The organism is Streptomyces yongxingensis, from assembly GCF_055597465.1.
This window is the reverse complement of the sequence record NZ_CM145717.1, coordinates 3,347,876-3,363,813: the sequence shown is the minus strand read 5'-3', so window position 1 is coordinate 3,363,813 and position 15,938 is coordinate 3,347,876. Positions and strand designations below refer to the sequence as shown.

Sequence of the window (15,938 nt, the reverse complement as noted above, 5' to 3'; positions counted from 1 at the left end):
GAAGGGTTGGCAGCGGGCCATGGCGTTGCGGTTGCTCCGCGGCAAGGACGGCAGGCTCACGGCCTACGCAGCGGTGACGGGCGGTGTCGCCCGCTGGACCGAGGAACGCCCCGGAGGGGCGGAGTGGACGGGGCCGTGGCTGATCGAGGTCTCCGGCCGCCTGGCGGGCCTGACCGTCGTTCAGAGCCCCGAGGGCTATGCCCATCTGGTGGGGCTTCGGCATCGGCCGGGCGGCGTCGGTGAGCCGGCGCGGGTGGACGTCGTCCACGCCACCCAGTTCCAGACCGGCCGCCCGCTGACGGCGTGGCACTCCCTGGGCACCCCGCATCCCAAGGACGCCCGCAAGGCCGAGCGGACCGGCCCGCCGGCCGCGGCCGTGGACTCCTCCGGCGCCCTCCGCGTCTTCGTCCGCAACGCCGGGGGCGGGGTGAGCGCGCGGCGGCAGGACCCCAAGGGCACCTGGGAGCGCTGGACCGACTGGAAGGGCACGCACGTCCTGGGCGGCATGTCGGCGGCCGCGACCGCCGACGGCCGTCTCGAACTGCTCGCACCGGCAGGGAAGGGCGCCGCGCTGCGCTGGTACCAGCCCAAGCCCGGCGCCGCCCCCAAGCGGGGCGAGGACGTCCCCGCCGACGCCCGGCCGGATTCGGCGTCCATGGTGGAGAGCAGCCCCGGCACCCTCACCCACTACTGGCGCGACGCCCGCAGCGGCGAGGTCATGGCCTGGCGGCCGGACTCCCCGGCCCCCGCGCCGCTGGGCGGGGCCACGGGCACCGGCCCGGTCGCCGCGGTGCGCGCCATGGTGGACGGCCACGACTGCACCGTCCTGGCCCACCAGGACCCCGCGGCCGGTGGGCTGGCCGTCGCCGCCCACCCCTGCGAGGACGAGGCCGCGGGGGTGTGGTGGACGCCCTCGGGCGAACAGGGCGCCCACACCCCGGCCCTGGCGCTGGACGGCCAGGGCCGGGTGGTGCTGGCCGCGCTGGCGCTGGACGGAAAGCTTCTGGTGACCCGTCAGAAGACCGACGAACGCGGGCTGGCACTCCGGGCCTGGACCCGCGTGGGCGGCGGCTGAGCGGCGCCACAGCCCCACTGAGGGCCCGTTCGACGCGGCCGCCCGGCGCCCGCGGCAGGCGCCGCCGGCCCGTTTCCCGCCCCGGGCCTGACCCGGCCACCGGGAGTGACCCGCCCCGGGCACGGGTGGCGGTTGCCCGCCGCCGGGCGGTGGTCCGGCCCGGATACGAGGTGGCGGGTGTTCACCGCGGGCGGTGGTCCGGCCCGGATACGAGGTGGCAGTTGCCCGCCGCCGGGCGGTGGTCCGGCCCGGATACGAGGTAGCGGGTGTTCACCGCCGGGCGGTGGTCCGGCGCGGCGGGGACCCGGATACGGGTGGCGGCCATCCGGGCGGTGGTCCGGCCGTGGCGGGTGGCGTAGGCAAGGGCGCCCCCGCTGGGGCGGCGCCGCCGGTGGGGCAAGCCCAAACGCCCGGGTGCCGGACGGGCCTTCGCCCGCCCGGCACCCGGGCATGCCACGCGCCGCCGACGCTACGCGGGAACGCTCGCCACGCCCTGCGCCAAGAACGTCTTTCCGTTCACCCGCTCCGAGACGCCCTCGCGGTCCAGGTACGGCGTGATGCCGCCCAGGTGGAAGGGCCAGCCCGCACCGGTGATCAGGCACAGGTCGATGTCCTGCGCCTCGGCGACGACGCCCTCCTCGAGCATCAGCCCGATCTCCTGCGCGACCGCGTCCAGCACCCGGGCGCGCACCTGCTCCTCGGTGAGGACGGTGTCGCCCTGCTGGAGCAGCGCGGCGACCTCCGGGTCCAGCTCCGGCTTGCCGGAGTCGTGGACGTAGAAGCCGCGCTTGCCCGCCTCGACGACGCGCTTGAGGTTCTCCGAGACCGTGAAGCGGTCGGGGAACGCGCCGTGCAGCGTCTCGGAGACGTGCAGGCCGATCGCCGGGCCGACCAGCTCCAGCAGCACCAGCGGGGACATCGGCAGGCCCAGCGGCTCGACGGCGCGCTCGGCGACGTCCACCGGGGTGCCCTCGTCGATGACGTTCTGGATCTCGCCCATGAAGCGGGTCAGGATCCGGTTGACCACGAACGCCGGGGCGTCCTTGACCAGGACGGCGGTCTTCTTCAGCTTCTTGGCCACGCCGAAGGCCGTGGCCAGCGACGCGTCATCGGTCTGCTCACCGCGGACGATCTCCAGCAGCGGCAGGATCGCGACCGGGTTGAAGAAGTGGAAGCCCACGACCCGCTCGGGGTGCTTGAGCTGGGAGGCCATCTCGGACACCGACAGCGAGGAGGTGTTGGTGGCGAGGATGGCGTGCTCCGGCACGACCGCCTCGACCTCGGCGAACACCTGCTGCTTGACGCCCATCTCCTCGAAGACGGCCTCGATGACGAAGTCGGCGTCGGAGAAGGCGGCGGCCTTGTCCAGCGAACCGGTCACCGCGGCCTTGAGGCGGTTGGCCTTGTCCTGGTTGATCCGGCCCTTGAGCAGCAGCTTGTCGATCTCGCCGTGGACATAGCCCACGCCCTTGTCGACCCGCTCCTGGTCGATGTCGGTCAGCACGACCGGCACCTCGAGACGCCGCGCGAACAGCAGCGCGAGCTGCGAGGCCATCAGGCCCGCGCCCACGACGCCCACCTTGGAGACCGGGCGCGCCAGCGACTTGTCCGGGGCGCCGGCCGGGCGCTTGCCGCGCTTCTGCACCAGGTTGAAGGCGTAGATGCCGCTGCGCAGCTCGCTGCCCATGATCAGGTCGGCGAGCGCCTTCTCCTCGGCCTCGTAGCCTCGGGCGAGGTCGCCGTTGCGCGCGGCGTCGATGATCTCCAGCGCGCGGTAGGCGGCCGGGGCCGCCCCGTGCACCTTGCCGTCGGCGATGGCGCGGCCGCGCACCACGGCCTCGTGCCAGGCGTCGCCGCGGTCGATCTCGGGCCGTACGACCTCGATCTCGCCCTTGAGGACGGCGGCGGTCCAGATCAGCGACTGCTCCAGGAAGTCCGCGCCCTCGAAGATCGCGTCCGCGATCCCGAGCTCGTAGACCTGCTCGCCCTTGAGCTGCTTGTTCTGGTTGAGCGAGTTCTCGATGATGACGGACACCGCGCGGTCGGCGCCGATCAGGTTCGGCAGCAGGGTGCAGCCGCCCCAGCCGGGCACCAGCCCGAGGAACACCTCGGGCAGCGAGAAGGCGGGCAGCGCCGCGGAGACGGTGCGGTAGGCGCAGTGCAGCCCGACCTCGACCCCGCCGCCCATCGCCGCGCCGTTGTAGTACGCGAAGGTGGGCACGGCGAGCGTGGACAGCCGCTTGAAGACGTCGTGGCCGCCCTTGCCGATGGCCAGCGCGTCCTCGTGGCGCTTCAGCAGCTCCACGCCCTTGAGGTCGGCGCCGACGGCGAAGATGAACGGCTTGCCGGTGATGCCGACACCGGTGATCTCGCCGTCCGCCGCCTCCTTCTCGACCTGGTCGATCGCCGCGTTGAGGTTGGCGAGCGAGGCCGGGCCGAAGGTGGTGGGCTTGGTGTGGTCCAGGCCGTTGTCCAGCGTGATGAGCGCGAAGCGGCCCGCGCCCTGGGGGAGATCGAGGTGGCGGACGTGCGCCTGCGTCACGACCTCGCCCGGGAAGAGCTCTGCCGCTCCCTTGAGAAGCTCTGCGGTGTTGGTCACTTGTTCCCCTCGAAGTGCGGGTTCTCCCAGATCACGGTGCCACCCATGCCGAAGCCGATGCACATCGTCGTGATGCCGTAGCGGACCTCGGGGCGCTCCTCGAACTGCCGTGCCAGCTGCGTCATCAGGCGGACACCGGAGGAGGCCAGCGGATGGCCGAAGGCGATCGCGCCGCCGTACTGGTTGACGCGCTCATCGTCGTCCGCGATGCCGTAGTGGTCCAGGAACGACAGGACCTGGACGGCGAACGCCTCGTTGATCTCGAACAGGCCGATGTCCTCGATGGACAGACCGGCCTTCGCCAGGGCCTTCTTGGTGGCCGGGACCGGGCCGTAGCCCATCACCTCGGGCTCGACGCCCGCGAAGGCGAACGAGACCAGGCGCATCTTCACCGGCAGGCCCAGCTCCCGGGCGAAGTCCTCGGAGGCGATCAGCGAGGCGGTGGCGCCGTCGTTGAGCCCCGCGGAGTTACCGGCCGTGACCCGGCCGTGCGGGCGGAACGGGGTCTTCAGCGTGGCCAGGCCCTCCAGGGTGGTGCCCGGGCGCATCGGCTCGTCGGCGGTCGCGAGGCCCCAGCCCAGCTCCCCGCCCTCGGGGGAGGTGCGGCGCACCGAGATCGGCACCAGGTCCTGCTGGATCTTGCCGTTGGCGTACGCCTTGGCGGCCTTCTCCTGGCTGCGCACCGCGAACTCGTCGGCGCGCTGCTTGGAGATGTGCGGCAGCCGGTCGTGGAGGTTCTCCGCCGTCATGCCCATGAACAGGGCCGACTCGTCGACCAGCTTCTCCGAGACGAACCGCGGGTTGGGGTCGACGGCCTCGCCCATGGGGTGGCGGCCCATGTGCTCGACACCGCCCGCGACCACGGCGTCGTAGGCGCCGAAGGCGATGGATCCCGCGGTGGTGGTCACGGCCGTCATCGCACCGGCACACATCCGGTCGATGGCGTAGCCGGGGACCGACTGGGGCAGCCCGGCCAGGATGCCCGCGGTGCGGCCGATGGTCAGGCCCTGGTCGCCGATCTGCGTCGTCGCGGCGATGGCCACCTCGTCGATGCGCTCCGGCGGCAGATCCGGGTTGCGGCGCAGCAGCTCCCGGATGCACTTGACGACCAGGTCGTCGGCGCGGGTCTCGTGGTAGATGCCCTTCGGGCCCGCCTTGCCGAATGGGGTCCGGACGCCGTCGACGAAGACGACGTCCCTAGCGGTACGAGGCACGTTGGCTCTCCTCCAGGTGCGGGATGGCACTGCTGCGGGCACGCCGGGGGCGCGCCGTCACACCCTCATGCTACTTATGAGTAACCAAGCTGCCCAGTCCTCACGACCGCCAGGGTTGAAGGTCACAGCCGCGGGCCGGCGGCGGGGCCGCCGGTCCACGCGCGTCACATCACGCCGGGGGCGTCAGCAAGGCGGCCGTCAGCACCGGGGTCACCTGGTCGATCTGCCAGGGACGGGCGCCGTGACCTGCGAGAACGGAGGCGATCGCATCCGTCGTCGGCTCGGCGGGCGGCTCCCAGCACAGCCGCCGGACGGTGTCCGGGGCGATCAGGTTCTCCTGCGGAAGATTCAGCTGTTCGGCCAGTTGGGTGACGGCCGCACGCGCCGCGGAGAGCCGTGCCGCCGCGGCCGGGTCCTTGTCGGCCCACGCCCGCGGCGGGGGCGGACCGGCCACCGGCTGGCCCGGCTGGGGGAGGTCCGCCTCCGGCAGCGCCCGCGCCCGGTCCACCGCGGCCTGCCACTGCTCCAGCTGGCGCCGGTTCATCCGATGGCCGAAACCGTTCAGCGCGGCCAGCGCCCGGACGTCTCCCGGCAGGGCCAGCGCGGCCTCGACGATGGCCGCGTCGCCCAGCACCTTGCCCGGCGAGACATCGCGGCGCTGGGCGATCCGGTCCCGGGCCGTCCACAGCTCGCGCACCACGGCCATCTGCCGGCGCCGCCGGACCTTGTGCATCCCCGACGTCCGCCGCCAGGGGTCCTTGCGCGGCGGGGCGGGCGGGGCCGCGGCGATGGCCGCGAACTCCTGGTGCGCCCACTCCAGCTTGCCCTGCCGCGCCAGCTCGTCCTCCAGCGCGTCGCGCAGGTCCACCAGCAGCTCGACGTCGAGCGCGGCGTAGTGCAGCCAGGGCTCGGGCAGCGGGCGGGTGGACCAGTCGACGGCGGAGTGGCCCTTCTCCAGGGCGTATCCCAGGATGTTCTCGACCATGGCGCCGAGCCCCACCCGGGCGAATCCGGCCAGCCGGCCCGCGAGTTCGGTGTCGAAGATCCGGGCCGGGACCATGCCTATGTCCCGCAGACAGGGCAGATCCTGGGTCGCGGCGTGCAGGACCCATTCGGCGTCGGCGATCGCGGCGCCCAGACCCGAGAGGTCGGGGCAGCCGACGGGGTCGATCAGTGCGGTCCCCGCTCCGGCCCGGCGCAGCTGGACCAGATAGGCCCGCTGTCCGTAGCGGTAGCCGGAGGCGCGCTCGGCGTCGACGGCCACCGGGCCGTGGCCCGCGGCGAAGGTCGCGATGACCTCGGCCAGCGTGTCCGCGTCGGCGGTGACGGGCGGGATGCCCTCGCGCGGCTCCAGCAAGGGGACCGGCGCCGGGGGGAGGTCGTCCGGAGGAGCGCCCCCGGTGGTTCGCAGTGTCGTCTCTGCTGCGGTCTCTTGGGCGTCGGTCACCTGTCAAGGGTAGCTGTGTGCGGCGAGTACGCAGGGCGCCCGTCGACGGAACGTTCCGTCGACGGGCGCGGGGGTGGTGGGTGGCGGCCGGGTGGGCGGTATGGCTCAGTGGATGATTCCGGTCCGCAGAGCGACCGCGACCATTCCCGCCCGGTCCCCGGTGCCCAGCTTGCGGGCGATCCGGGCGAGGTGACTCTTGACGGTGAGCGCGGACAGGCCCATCGAGACGCCGATGGCCTTGTTCGACTGGCCCTCCGCAACCAGCCTCAGCACCTCGACCTCGCGGCCCGACAGCTCCCGGTAGCCGCCCGGGTGGCCGGGGGCGCCCGGCGGGCGGCGGTGCATCCGGGCGGCGGCGCCGAGCGGGGCGGCGCCGGGGCGGCCCGGGATGCCGAGGTTGGTGCGGGTGCCGGTGACGACATAGCCCTTGACGCCGCCGGCCAGTGCGTTCCGTACGGCGCCGATGTCATCGGCGGCGGACAGGGCCAGCCCGTTGGGCCAGCCCGCGGCGCGGGTCTCGGACAGCAGGGTGAGGCCGGAGCCGTCGGGGAGGTGGACATCGGCCACGCAGATGTCGCGTGGATTCCCGATGCGGGGACGGGCCTCCGCGATGGACGACGCCTCGATGACGTCGCGCACCCCGAGGGCCCAGAGGTGGCGGGTGACGGTGGAACGAACGCGGGGGTCGGCAACGACCACCATGGCCGTCGGCTTGTTGGGGCGGTAGGCGACCAGGCTGGACGGTTGCTCGAGGAGAACAGACACCAGGTCCTCCTGGGGAAGTGGTGGGACGGGTCACCACGTCCTTCGGCACCGATACGGCCGGGCTTTAGGGAAAGATCACGATTTGGTGAGTAACAATTCGGGCAATTAGGACGACTGATCGATCGCGCCTGATCTTTTTCAGGACATCCGGAAGCTCAGCGTCTCTTTCCAGACGTCCCGAAAGCTCAGCGCGCCTGAGGGCCCCTCCGCTGGGGGAGCGAGACGACCCCCGCTTCCGTGGCCCCCGCCGGAGGCAGGCCCGCGATCTGGCACAGGAGGTCGCACCACGCGGCCAGGTGTCCCGCGGTGTCCGGCACGCCCAGCCGTTCGGTGGCGCCCTCTCCCGTCGGCTCCGGGCGGCGTGGGCCGGAGTGGGCCGGTTCCGGGGGTGGGTGGTCGGACGGGGTCCAGGAGGCGCGGATCTCGATCCGGGTCGACGGCTCCCGCTCGCCCATCGCGCCGAAGTAGTGCGAGCTCGCCCGGGTGACCGTGCCGCTGGGCTCCCCGTAGGGCAGCCCGCGTGCCTCCAGCGCGCCGGTGAGCCAGGACCAGCACACCTCGGGCAGCAGCGGATCCGCCGCGATCTCCGGCTCCAGGTCCGCGTGGACCAGCGTGACCAGGCGGAAGGCGCCGCGCCAGGCGTCGTGCCCGGCCGGGTCGTGCAGCAGGATCAGCCGCCCCTCGGCCAGCTCCTCGTCATCGCCCGCCGCGCCGGTGACCACCGCCTCCAGCGCGTACGAGTAGGGTGCGAGCCGACGCGGGGGTGGGGTCGGATCGAGCTCCACCTCGGGCCGCACCCGCACACCGCTCAGCGCGGCGACGGCATGCCGGAAGGCGGGAGGTGTGTCCTCACCGCCCGCGTCCGTGCCGTCAGGGCCGTCAGCACCGTTCGAGAGGTGTCCTTGAACCGCTGCCATGCCCGGAAGACTAGGCGCACTGAGGGCCCCAACCGGGGAGGAACACCCGGGTTGGCGGGTCACTCGTTCGGCCCGTGCGAAAATCTGGGGCATGAGCGCCAACGAGCGGCCCTCGGGCCAGCAGCAGACCGGCCGTGCCGCGGCCAGTGCCACAGCCGATTCGGCCTTTATGCGGGCCTGCCGCCGGGAGCCGGTGCCCCATACGCCTGTGTGGTTCATGCGGCAGGCGGGGCGCTCGCTTCCGGAGTACCGCAAGTTGCGCGAGGGCATCGCGATGCTGGAGTCCTGCACGCGGCCCGACCTGGTCACCGAGATCACGCTGCAGCCGGTGCGCCGCCACCGGGTGGACGCGGCCGTCTACTACAGCGACATCGTCGTGCCGCTCATGGCCATCGGGATCGACCTCGACATCAAGCCCGGTGTTGGGCCCGTCATCGAGCGGCCGATCCGCACCCGCGCCGATCTGGAGCGGCTGCGTCCGCTCGACCCGGACGATGTGAAGTACGTCACCGAGGCCATCGGGGCGCTCGTCGGCGAGCTCGGCGCGACCCCGCTCATCGGCTTCGCGGGCGCCCCCTTCACGCTCGCCAGCTATCTGGTCGAGGGCGGCCCCTCGCGCAACCACGAGCACACCAAGGCGCTCATGTACGGCGACCCGGCGCTCTGGGCCGCGCTGCTGGACCGGCTCGCCGACATCACTGTCGCCTTCCTCAAGGTGCAGATCGAGGCGGGCGCCTCGGCCGTCCAGCTCTTCGACTCCTGGGTGGGCGCCCTGGCCCCCGTCGACTACCGCCGCAGCGTGCTGCCCGCCTCCTCGAAGGTCTTCGCCGCCGTCGCCGGGTACGGTGTGCCGCGCATCCACTTCGGGGTGGGCACGGGTGAGTTGCTCGGGCTGCTCGGCGAGGCGGGCGCGGACGTCGTCGGCGTCGACTGGCGGGTGCCGCTGGACGAGGCCGCCCGGCGGGTCGGCCCCGGCAAGGCGCTCCAGGGCAATCTCGACCCCGCGGTGCTCTTCGCCCCGCGTACGGCCGTCGAGGCCAAGGCGGACGAGGTGCTGGAGGCGGCCCGGGGGGTGGAGGGGCACATCTTCAACCTCGGCCACGGCGTGCTGCCCAGCACCGATCCGGACGCGCTCACCCGACTCGTCGAGTATGTGCACACCCAGAGCGCATCGCGCGCACCTTCTGTGAAGGTCTGAACCAAGCGGGAACCCGCGTGCCTCCCGTGGCGTCGTGAGGGGCATGACCGACATGCCCGCCACCGCGCTGTCAGCCCCGCAGGAGCCGCCGGAGTGTGTCCACTTCGTCGACGACTGGGACGGCATCCTCCACGAGACCTATGGCGGCGACTCGGACCGGGTCGTCCTGGACTGTGCCAGGCGGCTGGCGGCCGATCCCGCGGGCGAGGAGGCGTACGCCTGGACGCTCGGGCTGGTCATGATGGCCGCGCACATCGGCCGCTTCTCCCGTAAGGACGTCGCGGCGGCGGCCCTGGAGGCCCTCCACGCCACGGACCGGCGGCTGCGCGACGCCCCCTGCGCCCACCGGACGCATCCGTACGAGAGCGATCTGGACGACCGGATCGACCACTTCGTGGACGATCTGCCGCTGCTCACCAACGGGTTGGCCGAGGACCAGGACCCCGACTGGGAGGACGACGCCACCAAGGAGCAGTGGCTGTGCCCGCGCGACATCGCCGGGTACGCGCGGGTCGCCATCGATATCATCGCCCCGGGCAGCGTGGGCGGCATCCCGCCCCGGCTCCCGGTCCGCGACGCGCGCCGCGCCGAGGATCTGCGCTCGATCGTCTGGGACTACCCGAGCGCGGCGGTGGACCCCGCCCAGGAGCTGTCCGCCTACGCCAGGAACCTGGTCGCCAACCCCCTGGGCTACCACCGCGCCGGGATCGTGGTCGTCCTGCACGCCGCCTGCTGGTACGCCGCCAGCGGCCGGATCCGCGACCGGCGGGTCCTGGACACCATGGTCGACGCCCTGGAGGCGGTGCTGCCCGGCCTCGGCGGCGCGTCCTGCGCGCACGGCGAGGGCGAGCACCCCGAGGTCGGCCGGGACACCGCGGAGCAGGCCACCGTGGGCATCCATCTGCTCAGCCCCGGCGGCCGGGGCGTCTACCGCCACTGGCACCGCGAGGAGCTGGAGACGGCGCCGCTGGAGGCATGGCTGTGCCCCGCGTTCCTCGCCGCGATCGCCCGCGAGGCGCTGGACCATCTGCGCACCGGGCGTGAGCGGCTCTTCGGCCTCCGGGACACCGCCCACCTGGACGAGGTGCTGCTGCGCCCCGACGGACGGCTCGACATCGAACGGCTCACCCACGCCGTGCGCTTCCGCTGCCGGGACGGGCAGGCCGCGGAGGACGCCGGACTGTGGGCCGCGCGGCGGTTCGCGGCGGGCCCGGCCGATCCGCGCGAGCGGCTGGTGCTGCTGCTGGTGGCCTGCTGGTCGGTGACCTCGGGCGGGGAGGCCCCGCCCGAGGCCGTCCACCGGGATCTGCGGGCGATCCTCGGCGCGGTGCGGACCGATCCGGCGGCCGGGCCCTGCCCGCACGGGGACGCGCACCCCTGGGAGGTGCTGGCCGAGCTGGCGAGCCGCCGTCACTTCGGCTTCCACGAGGACCCTTACGGCGCGCATCTCAACCATCTGTACGCGCCGGGGGAGTACGACACGCCCGAGCCGCCCTTCGCCCCCGAGGCGTGGAGCTGCCCCCGCCACCTGGCCGAGCGGGTCGCGCTCGCGCTGCGGATCATCGACGGCGCGCGCTGATCGGTTCCGCGGCTTGCCGCCGCAGGCGGCACGATCCGTCGGACACCCCGGAAGAGCGCACGGCGCGGGCTCAGTGGCGCTCCGCCGCCCTTACCGTCGCCGCCGCCTTACGAGCCGCCACCAGTACCGGGTCCCACACCGGCGAGAACGGCGGGGCGTACCCCAGGTCCAGCGCCGTCATCTGCTCCACCGTCATCCCGGCGGTCAGCGCGACCGCCGCGACGTCGACCCGCTTGCCCGCGCCCTCGCGGCCGACGATCTGCGTGCCGAGCAGCCGTCCGGTGCGCCGCTCGGCGAGCATCTTCACCGTCATCGGACGGGTCTCCGGGTAGTACCCGGCCCGGCTGGTCGCCTCGATCGTGACCGCCTCGAACTGCAGCCCCACGGCGGCCGCTTCGGCCTCCAGCAGCCCGGTGCGGGCGATCTCCAGATCGCAGACCTTGCTGACCGCCGTGCCGACGACACCGGGGAAGGTCGCGTAGTCGCCGCCCACATTGGAGCCGATGACCTGCCCGTGCTTGTTGGCGTGGGTGCCCAGCGGAATGTGCCGGGTGCGGCCGGACACCAGGTCGAGGACCTCGACACAGTCACCGCCCGCCCAGATGTTGTCGTAACCGCGCACCCGCATGGCCTGATCGGTCAGCAGCCCGCCGTACTCGCCCACCGGAAGCCCGGCCTCCTGGGCGAGCCCGGTCTCCGGGGCCACCCCCAGGCCCAGGACCACCAGGTCGGCGGGGTATTCGCTCATCTTGGTGGCCACCGCACGCACCCGGCCGTCCTCGCCCGTGACCACCTCGGTGACCTCCGCGCCGGTCACGGTGTCGATCCCGAGCCCCGACATCGCGTCGCGCACCAGCCGTCCCATGTCGGGGTCGAGCGTGGACATCGGCTGCTCACCGCGCTCCAGGACGGTCACCCGGGAGCCGCGCCGCATGAGCGCCTCGGCCATCTCCACCCCGATGTACCCGGCGCCGATCACCACCGCCCGCTCGACCGGGGTGGCCTCCAGGGACTCCAGCAGTGCCCGCCCGTCGTCCAGGGTCTGCACCCCGTGGACGCCGGGGGCGTCGATCCCGGGCATCCCGGGGCGGCGCGGCCGGGCGCCGGTCGCGATGACCAGGTCGTCGAAGCCGTGCCACTGCTCGCCCTCGCCGCGCGGATCGAGGTCCCGCGCCAGGACCCGCTGTCCGGCGAGGTCGATCTCGACGACCTCGGTGTGGGTCCGTACGTCGATCCCGCGGCCCCGGTGGGTGTCGGGCGTGCGGGCGACCAGCTCGTCGGGGCCGTTCACCAGCCCGCCGACCCAGTACGGGATGCCGCAGGCCGAGTACGAGGTGAACGGGGAGCGCTCGAAGGCGAGGATCTCCAGCTCGCCCCGGCTCTTGAGCCTGCGCGCCCGCGACGCGGCGGACATGCCCGCCGCGTCGCCTCCGATGACCACCATGCGTCGTGCCGCCGTCATGTATGCCCCTCCGCCATTGATGTCCGGCTATAGGGCACCAAGTTAAGCGCGCGAGGTCTGCTCCCGGATCAGCATGTAGAGCACCGCGCTGACGAGCATCAGCGCGCCGTCGATGTAGACCGCGTGCGTCCAGCTCCCGTAGTGGTCGAAGAGGGTGCCGCTGAGCGCCGGGCTGACCACCGCGCCGATCTCCCCGACCAGGTTGAACAGTCCGAAGGCCGCGCCGCGTTCGGCCGCGTCCACCACATCGTTCAGCAGCGCGTGCGCCATCGGCTGGAGCGCGTTGAAGAACAGGCTGGTGACGAAGAGCAGAACGGACATCACCCAGAGGGAGGGCTTCTCATGGGTCTGCAGATACGCGGCGAACACCAGCACCAGCGCCCCCTGGACCACGGTGAACGCGATCAGCAGCGGCCGCCGCCCCCACCCCCGGGCCTTCGCCCGGTCCGAGAGCATGCCCCCGGCCGGGAAGCCGAGGATGCCCGCGCCCGCGTTGAAGGTGGCCACCAGCGCGGCGTTCTGGAACGAGCTGTGGGCGGCGTCCGCGACGATCGACACCGACCAGAAGCTGAAGAACCACAGATTCCACATGACCGCGATGAAGGCGAAGCTGAGCAGCAGTACATTGCGGTTCCGCGAGACCGCGCCCAGCCGGCCGCCGCGCCGCGCGAAGATCGCCCCGATGAGCAGGAACGCCAGCACGCACTCGAGGATCGCCACGCCCCAGCTCGGCATCCCCGCGCCGTCGGCGATCAGATAGACCGCCATGACCGCGGCGCACAGCACCGCCGAGATCCCCAGCAGCCGCAGCGTGGAGCCGGTGGCCTTGAGCGGGCCGCCGATGCGGCGCATGTAGACCGCCGTGGCCCAGCCGAACGCGAGGGTGGCGGCGCCCAGCACCAGGAACGGCATCCGCCAGGCATCCTCCTCGCCGAACACCTCCCCGCCCCAGTCGATCAGGTACGGCGCGCTGATGGTCGCGACCGTCAGCCCGATGGACAGTCCGGTGATGGCGACGCCCATGCCCAGACCGGCCTTCGCGGGCGGGGTGCGCTGGGCGATCAGCGAGCGGTCGTTGGAGTAGAAGACGCCCTCGCCGAGTCCGGTCAGCACCCGCAGCACCACGAAGGCGATCAGCCCGCTCATCAGGCCGCTGGCCAGCGTCGCGACCCCCGCCCACAGCAGCGAGACCGCGAGCATGGTGCGGTGCCCGAAGCGGTCGCCGAGATAGCCGCCGGGGAACTGGGTGAGCATGTAGCCCGCGAAGAAGAGGCTGCCGATCAGACCGCCGAGCGCGTGCGGATGGCTGGCGGAGCCCAGCATGCCGTGGTCGTTTTCGATCAGCCAGGTGACGACCGGGCCGGTGATGGTGCGGTCGGCGTAACTGAAGAGCCAGCCGCCCAGCAGCATGGCCCACAGGGTGTGGTACGGCTGCCAGCCGCCGCGGGGCGCCTCCCGGCCCTGCGCGGTGGGCTCTGCGGTCACTTCGGGCATGTCTCCATGTCCCCTCTCGGGCCTGGGCGTTCGGGCTCGGCGGCTCGGTTGGTGCCACACAGGATGTGGCCGGACACCGGGCGCGGCAAGGCGCGCTCGCGGGTCTTTCACCGGCCGGAAGGTTCCACGACGGGGTCTTGTCCCAGAGCGGCGGCGAGGGTACGGGAGATGCCGTGCGCGGCGACCCGTACGGCCGGGATCAGCCCCGGGGCCCGCCCCTCCGCGGCCGGCACCACGACCGACAGCGAGGCCACCACCTCCCCGCCGGGTCCGCGCACCGGGGCGGCGATGGACAGCCCGTCCATGGTGATCTGCCGGTCGCTGACCGCGATCCCGGTGCGCCGCACCTCGGCGAGGGCGGCCCGCAGCCGGTGCGGGTCCTGGATCGTCAGCTCGGTGTAGCGGCGCAACGGGCGGGCGCACACCCGCTCGTACAGCCGTGGCGGCCCGTACGCGAGCAGCACAAGACCGACGCCGGTCGCGTGCAGCGGCCAGCGGCTGCCGACCCGGGTGCGCACCTGGACCGCCGAGTGTCCCGAGATCAGCTCGACATAGACCACCTCCAGACCGTCCCGCACGGCGAGCTGGACGTTCTCGTGGGTGGCCTCGTACAGGTCCTCCATGAACGGCAGGGCCGCCTCGCGCACCCCGACCCCGCGCGGCGAGAGCGTCGCCACCTCCCACAGCCGCAGCCCGATGTGGTACGCGCCGGTGGCGTCGCGCTCCAGGGCGCCCCAGCGGGTGAGCGAGGCGACCAGCCGGTGCGCGGTGGCCAGCGGCAGCCCGGCGCGCCGGGCGAGGGCGGTGAGGGACAGCGAGCGGTGCGAGGCGTCGAAGGCGTCGAGGACCGCCAGCATCCGGCCCGCGACCGAGCGGCCGCTGTCCCGGCCGTCGGTGGCGCGGGTGCCCGGTGGGCTGACGGGGGTGAAGGGGCCGGAGGCGGTCATGACAGCGGAAGGCCGACGTAGTTCTCGGCGAGCTCGGCGGAGGCGGTGGGGGAGGAGGCGATCCGCTCCAGCCGCGCGATCCGCTCCCGGTCCTCGAACGGGGTCTCGTCCGGGCGGCGGTGGAGCGTGTCCGTCATGAAGTACGAGAACCGCTCGGCCTGCCACACCCGGCGCAGACAGGTCCGCGAGTAGCCGTCCAGCAGCTCGGGCGAGCCGGTCCCCTGGTGGTGGATCAGCGCACGGGCCAGCGTGATCACGTCGGTGACGGCCAGATTGAGCCCCTTGGCACCGGTCGGCGGCACGATGTGCGCCGCGTCGCCCGCGAGGAAGAGCCGGCCGTGGCGCATCGGCTCCTGGACGAAGCTGCGCATCGGGGTGACCGAGGTGGCGGTGATCGGGCCGCGCTCCAGCGTCCGGTCCCCGTCGAGGGCGAAGCGGGCCGACAGCTCGTCCCAGATCCGCTCATGGGACCAGTCGTCGGGGTCCGTGCCATTGGGCACCTGGAGGTAGAGCCGGGAGACGTGGGGGGAGCGCATGCTGTGCAGGGCGAAGCCGCGCCGATGGCGGGCGTAGATCAACTCCTCGCAGGACGGCGCCACATCGGCCAGCACTCCGAGCCAGGAGTAGGGGTAGGCGTGCTCGAAGGCGCGCACCCGGTCGGCGGGGATCGCGCGCCGGGCGATGCCGTGGAAGCCGTCGCAACCGGCCACGTAGTCGCAGCTCAGGGTCTGTTCGCGGCCCTCGTGGCGGAAGCGGATGACGGGCGCGGCGGAGTCCGGCTTCTCGATGGCCAGCGCCTCGGCCTCGAACAGCAGCGGGGGACCGCCCGGCTCCTCCAGCTGGAGCGCGATCAGATCCTTGACGATCTCGGTCTGGGCGTAGACCATCACCGACTTCCCGCCGGTGGCGGAGGGGAAGTCCACGCGGTGGCCGCGGCCCTCGAAGCGCAGCTCGATGCCCTGGTGGGGCAGCCCCTCGCGGTCCAGCCGCCCGCCGGCGCCGCACATCCGCAGCACATCCACGGTGCCCTGCTCCAGGATCCCGGCCCGCTGGCGCCGCTCGACATACGCCCGGTCCCGGCTCTCCAGCACCACGCAGTCGATCCCGGCGCGGTGCAGCAGCCGGGCGAGCAGCAGCCCGGCGGGCCCGCCGCCGATGATGCCGACGGTCGTGCGCATCACATCGTCCCCTTGCTGTGGTGGTCCATGTCGCGGTGGTGGTCCCTGCGGCCCGCTACGTCT

At 73.0% G+C, this 15,938-nt stretch carries 13 protein-coding genes; 3 read left to right on the top strand and 10 right to left on the bottom strand.

Annotation, left to right across the window (positions count from 1 at the left end):
- Positions 1 to 19: 19 nt before the first annotated feature.
- Positions 20 to 1,075 carry a PLL family lectin gene (locus tag ACZ6TD_RS14060; RefSeq protein ID WP_471354025.1) on the top strand — a complete coding sequence of 352 codons (1,056 nt, stop codon included), beginning with the start codon at positions 20 to 22 and terminating at the stop codon, positions 1,073 to 1,075.
- A gap of 181 nt (positions 1,076 to 1,256) precedes the next feature.
- Here ACZ6TD_RS14060 and ACZ6TD_RS14055 read toward each other — a convergent pair whose 3' ends face one another.
- From ACZ6TD_RS14055 to ACZ6TD_RS14030, 6 genes are all read right to left on the bottom strand, one after another.
- Positions 1,257 to 1,475: a hypothetical protein gene (locus ACZ6TD_RS14055; protein ID WP_471354023.1), complete on the bottom strand. Its 219-nt coding sequence runs from the start codon at positions 1,473 to 1,475 to the stop codon at positions 1,257 to 1,259.
- A 69-nt stretch (positions 1,476 to 1,544) separates the two neighbouring features.
- The gene (locus ACZ6TD_RS14050) at positions 1,545 to 3,674 is read right to left on the bottom strand and encodes a 3-hydroxyacyl-CoA dehydrogenase NAD-binding domain-containing protein (protein WP_471354022.1); all 2,130 of its coding nucleotides are present in this window, start codon (positions 3,672 to 3,674) and stop codon (positions 1,545 to 1,547) included.
- On the bottom strand, positions 3,671 to 4,888 hold the full coding sequence (locus tag ACZ6TD_RS14045; RefSeq protein WP_470005297.1) for a thiolase family protein: 1,218 nt from the start codon (positions 4,886 to 4,888) through the stop codon (positions 3,671 to 3,673). The genes ACZ6TD_RS14050 and ACZ6TD_RS14045 overlap by 4 nt, the downstream gene beginning before the upstream one ends.
- A gap of 169 nt (positions 4,889 to 5,057) precedes the next feature.
- Positions 5,058 to 6,335, bottom strand: coding sequence for a ribonuclease D (locus ACZ6TD_RS14040; protein ID WP_471354019.1), 1,278 nt, complete (start codon positions 6,333 to 6,335; stop codon positions 5,058 to 5,060).
- A gap of 105 nt (positions 6,336 to 6,440) precedes the next feature.
- Entirely contained in the window at positions 6,441 to 7,100 is a 660-nt protein-coding gene (locus tag ACZ6TD_RS14035; protein WP_014175686.1) for a response regulator transcription factor, read from the bottom strand.
- Between the two features lie 185 nt (positions 7,101 to 7,285).
- Positions 7,286 to 8,017, bottom strand: coding sequence for a DUF3000 domain-containing protein (locus ACZ6TD_RS14030; RefSeq protein WP_471354017.1), 732 nt, complete (start codon positions 8,015 to 8,017; stop codon positions 7,286 to 7,288).
- 91 nt (positions 8,018 to 8,108) lie between these two features.
- Between ACZ6TD_RS14030 and hemE the strand changes: the two genes are divergently transcribed.
- Together hemE and ACZ6TD_RS14020 are read left to right on the top strand one after the other, a co-directional pair.
- The gene (hemE, locus tag ACZ6TD_RS14025; protein ID WP_471354015.1) at positions 8,109 to 9,215 is read left to right on the top strand and encodes a uroporphyrinogen decarboxylase; all 1,107 of its coding nucleotides are present in this window, start codon (positions 8,109 to 8,111) and stop codon (positions 9,213 to 9,215) included.
- A gap of 43 nt (positions 9,216 to 9,258) precedes the next feature.
- Entirely contained in the window at positions 9,259 to 10,794 is a 1,536-nt protein-coding gene (locus ACZ6TD_RS14020) for a hypothetical protein (RefSeq protein ID WP_471354013.1), read from the top strand.
- 70 nt (positions 10,795 to 10,864) lie between these two features.
- On the opposite strand, the gene ACZ6TD_RS14015 is transcribed toward ACZ6TD_RS14020, so the two are convergent.
- The 4 genes from ACZ6TD_RS14015 to ACZ6TD_RS14000 all read right to left on the bottom strand — a co-directional run bounded on the left by ACZ6TD_RS14015 (position 10,865) and on the right by ACZ6TD_RS14000 (position 15,875).
- Positions 10,865 to 12,256 (bottom strand): FAD-dependent oxidoreductase, encoded by a 1,392-nt coding sequence (locus ACZ6TD_RS14015; RefSeq protein ID WP_471354011.1) that lies wholly within the window; start codon positions 12,254 to 12,256, stop codon positions 10,865 to 10,867.
- Between the two features lie 42 nt (positions 12,257 to 12,298).
- Positions 12,299 to 13,750: an MFS transporter gene (locus tag ACZ6TD_RS14010; RefSeq protein WP_471354009.1), complete on the bottom strand. Its 1,452-nt coding sequence runs from the start codon at positions 13,748 to 13,750 to the stop codon at positions 12,299 to 12,301.
- Positions 13,751 to 13,857: 107 nt separating this feature from the next.
- Entirely contained in the window at positions 13,858 to 14,697 is an 840-nt protein-coding gene (locus ACZ6TD_RS14005; protein ID WP_471354007.1) for an IclR family transcriptional regulator, read from the bottom strand.
- Entirely contained in the window at positions 14,694 to 15,875 is a 1,182-nt protein-coding gene (locus ACZ6TD_RS14000) for a 4-hydroxybenzoate 3-monooxygenase (RefSeq protein WP_471354005.1), read from the bottom strand. Before ACZ6TD_RS14000 ends, ACZ6TD_RS14005 begins: the two co-directional genes overlap by 4 nt.
- Between the last annotated feature and the right edge of the window lie 63 nt (positions 15,876 to 15,938).

What these genes read in the sequence shown, in the direction of transcription:
- ACZ6TD_RS14010 (WP_471354009.1), bottom strand. Translation starts at nt 13,750, where the DNA reads ATGCCCGAAGTGACCGCAGAGCCCACCGCGCAGGGCCGGGAGGCGCCC.
- ACZ6TD_RS14015 (WP_471354011.1), bottom strand. Translation starts at nt 12,256, where the DNA reads ATGACGGCGGCACGACGCATGGTGGTCATCGGAGGCGACGCGGCGGGC.
- ACZ6TD_RS14020 (WP_471354013.1), top strand. Translation starts at nt 9,259, where the DNA reads ATGACCGACATGCCCGCCACCGCGCTGTCAGCCCCGCAGGAGCCGCCG.
- ACZ6TD_RS14000 (WP_471354005.1), bottom strand. Translation starts at nt 15,875, where the DNA reads ATGCGCACGACCGTCGGCATCATCGGCGGCGGGCCCGCCGGGCTGCTG.
- hemE (WP_471354015.1), top strand. Translation starts at nt 8,109, where the DNA reads ATGAGCGCCAACGAGCGGCCCTCGGGCCAGCAGCAGACCGGCCGTGCC.
- ACZ6TD_RS14005 (WP_471354007.1), bottom strand. Translation starts at nt 14,697, where the DNA reads ATGACCGCCTCCGGCCCCTTCACCCCCGTCAGCCCACCGGGCACCCGC.
- ACZ6TD_RS14060 (WP_471354025.1), top strand. Translation starts at nt 20, where the DNA reads ATGGCGTTGCGGTTGCTCCGCGGCAAGGACGGCAGGCTCACGGCCTAC.
- ACZ6TD_RS14030 (WP_471354017.1), bottom strand. Translation starts at nt 8,017, where the DNA reads ATGGCAGCGGTTCAAGGACACCTCTCGAACGGTGCTGACGGCCCTGAC.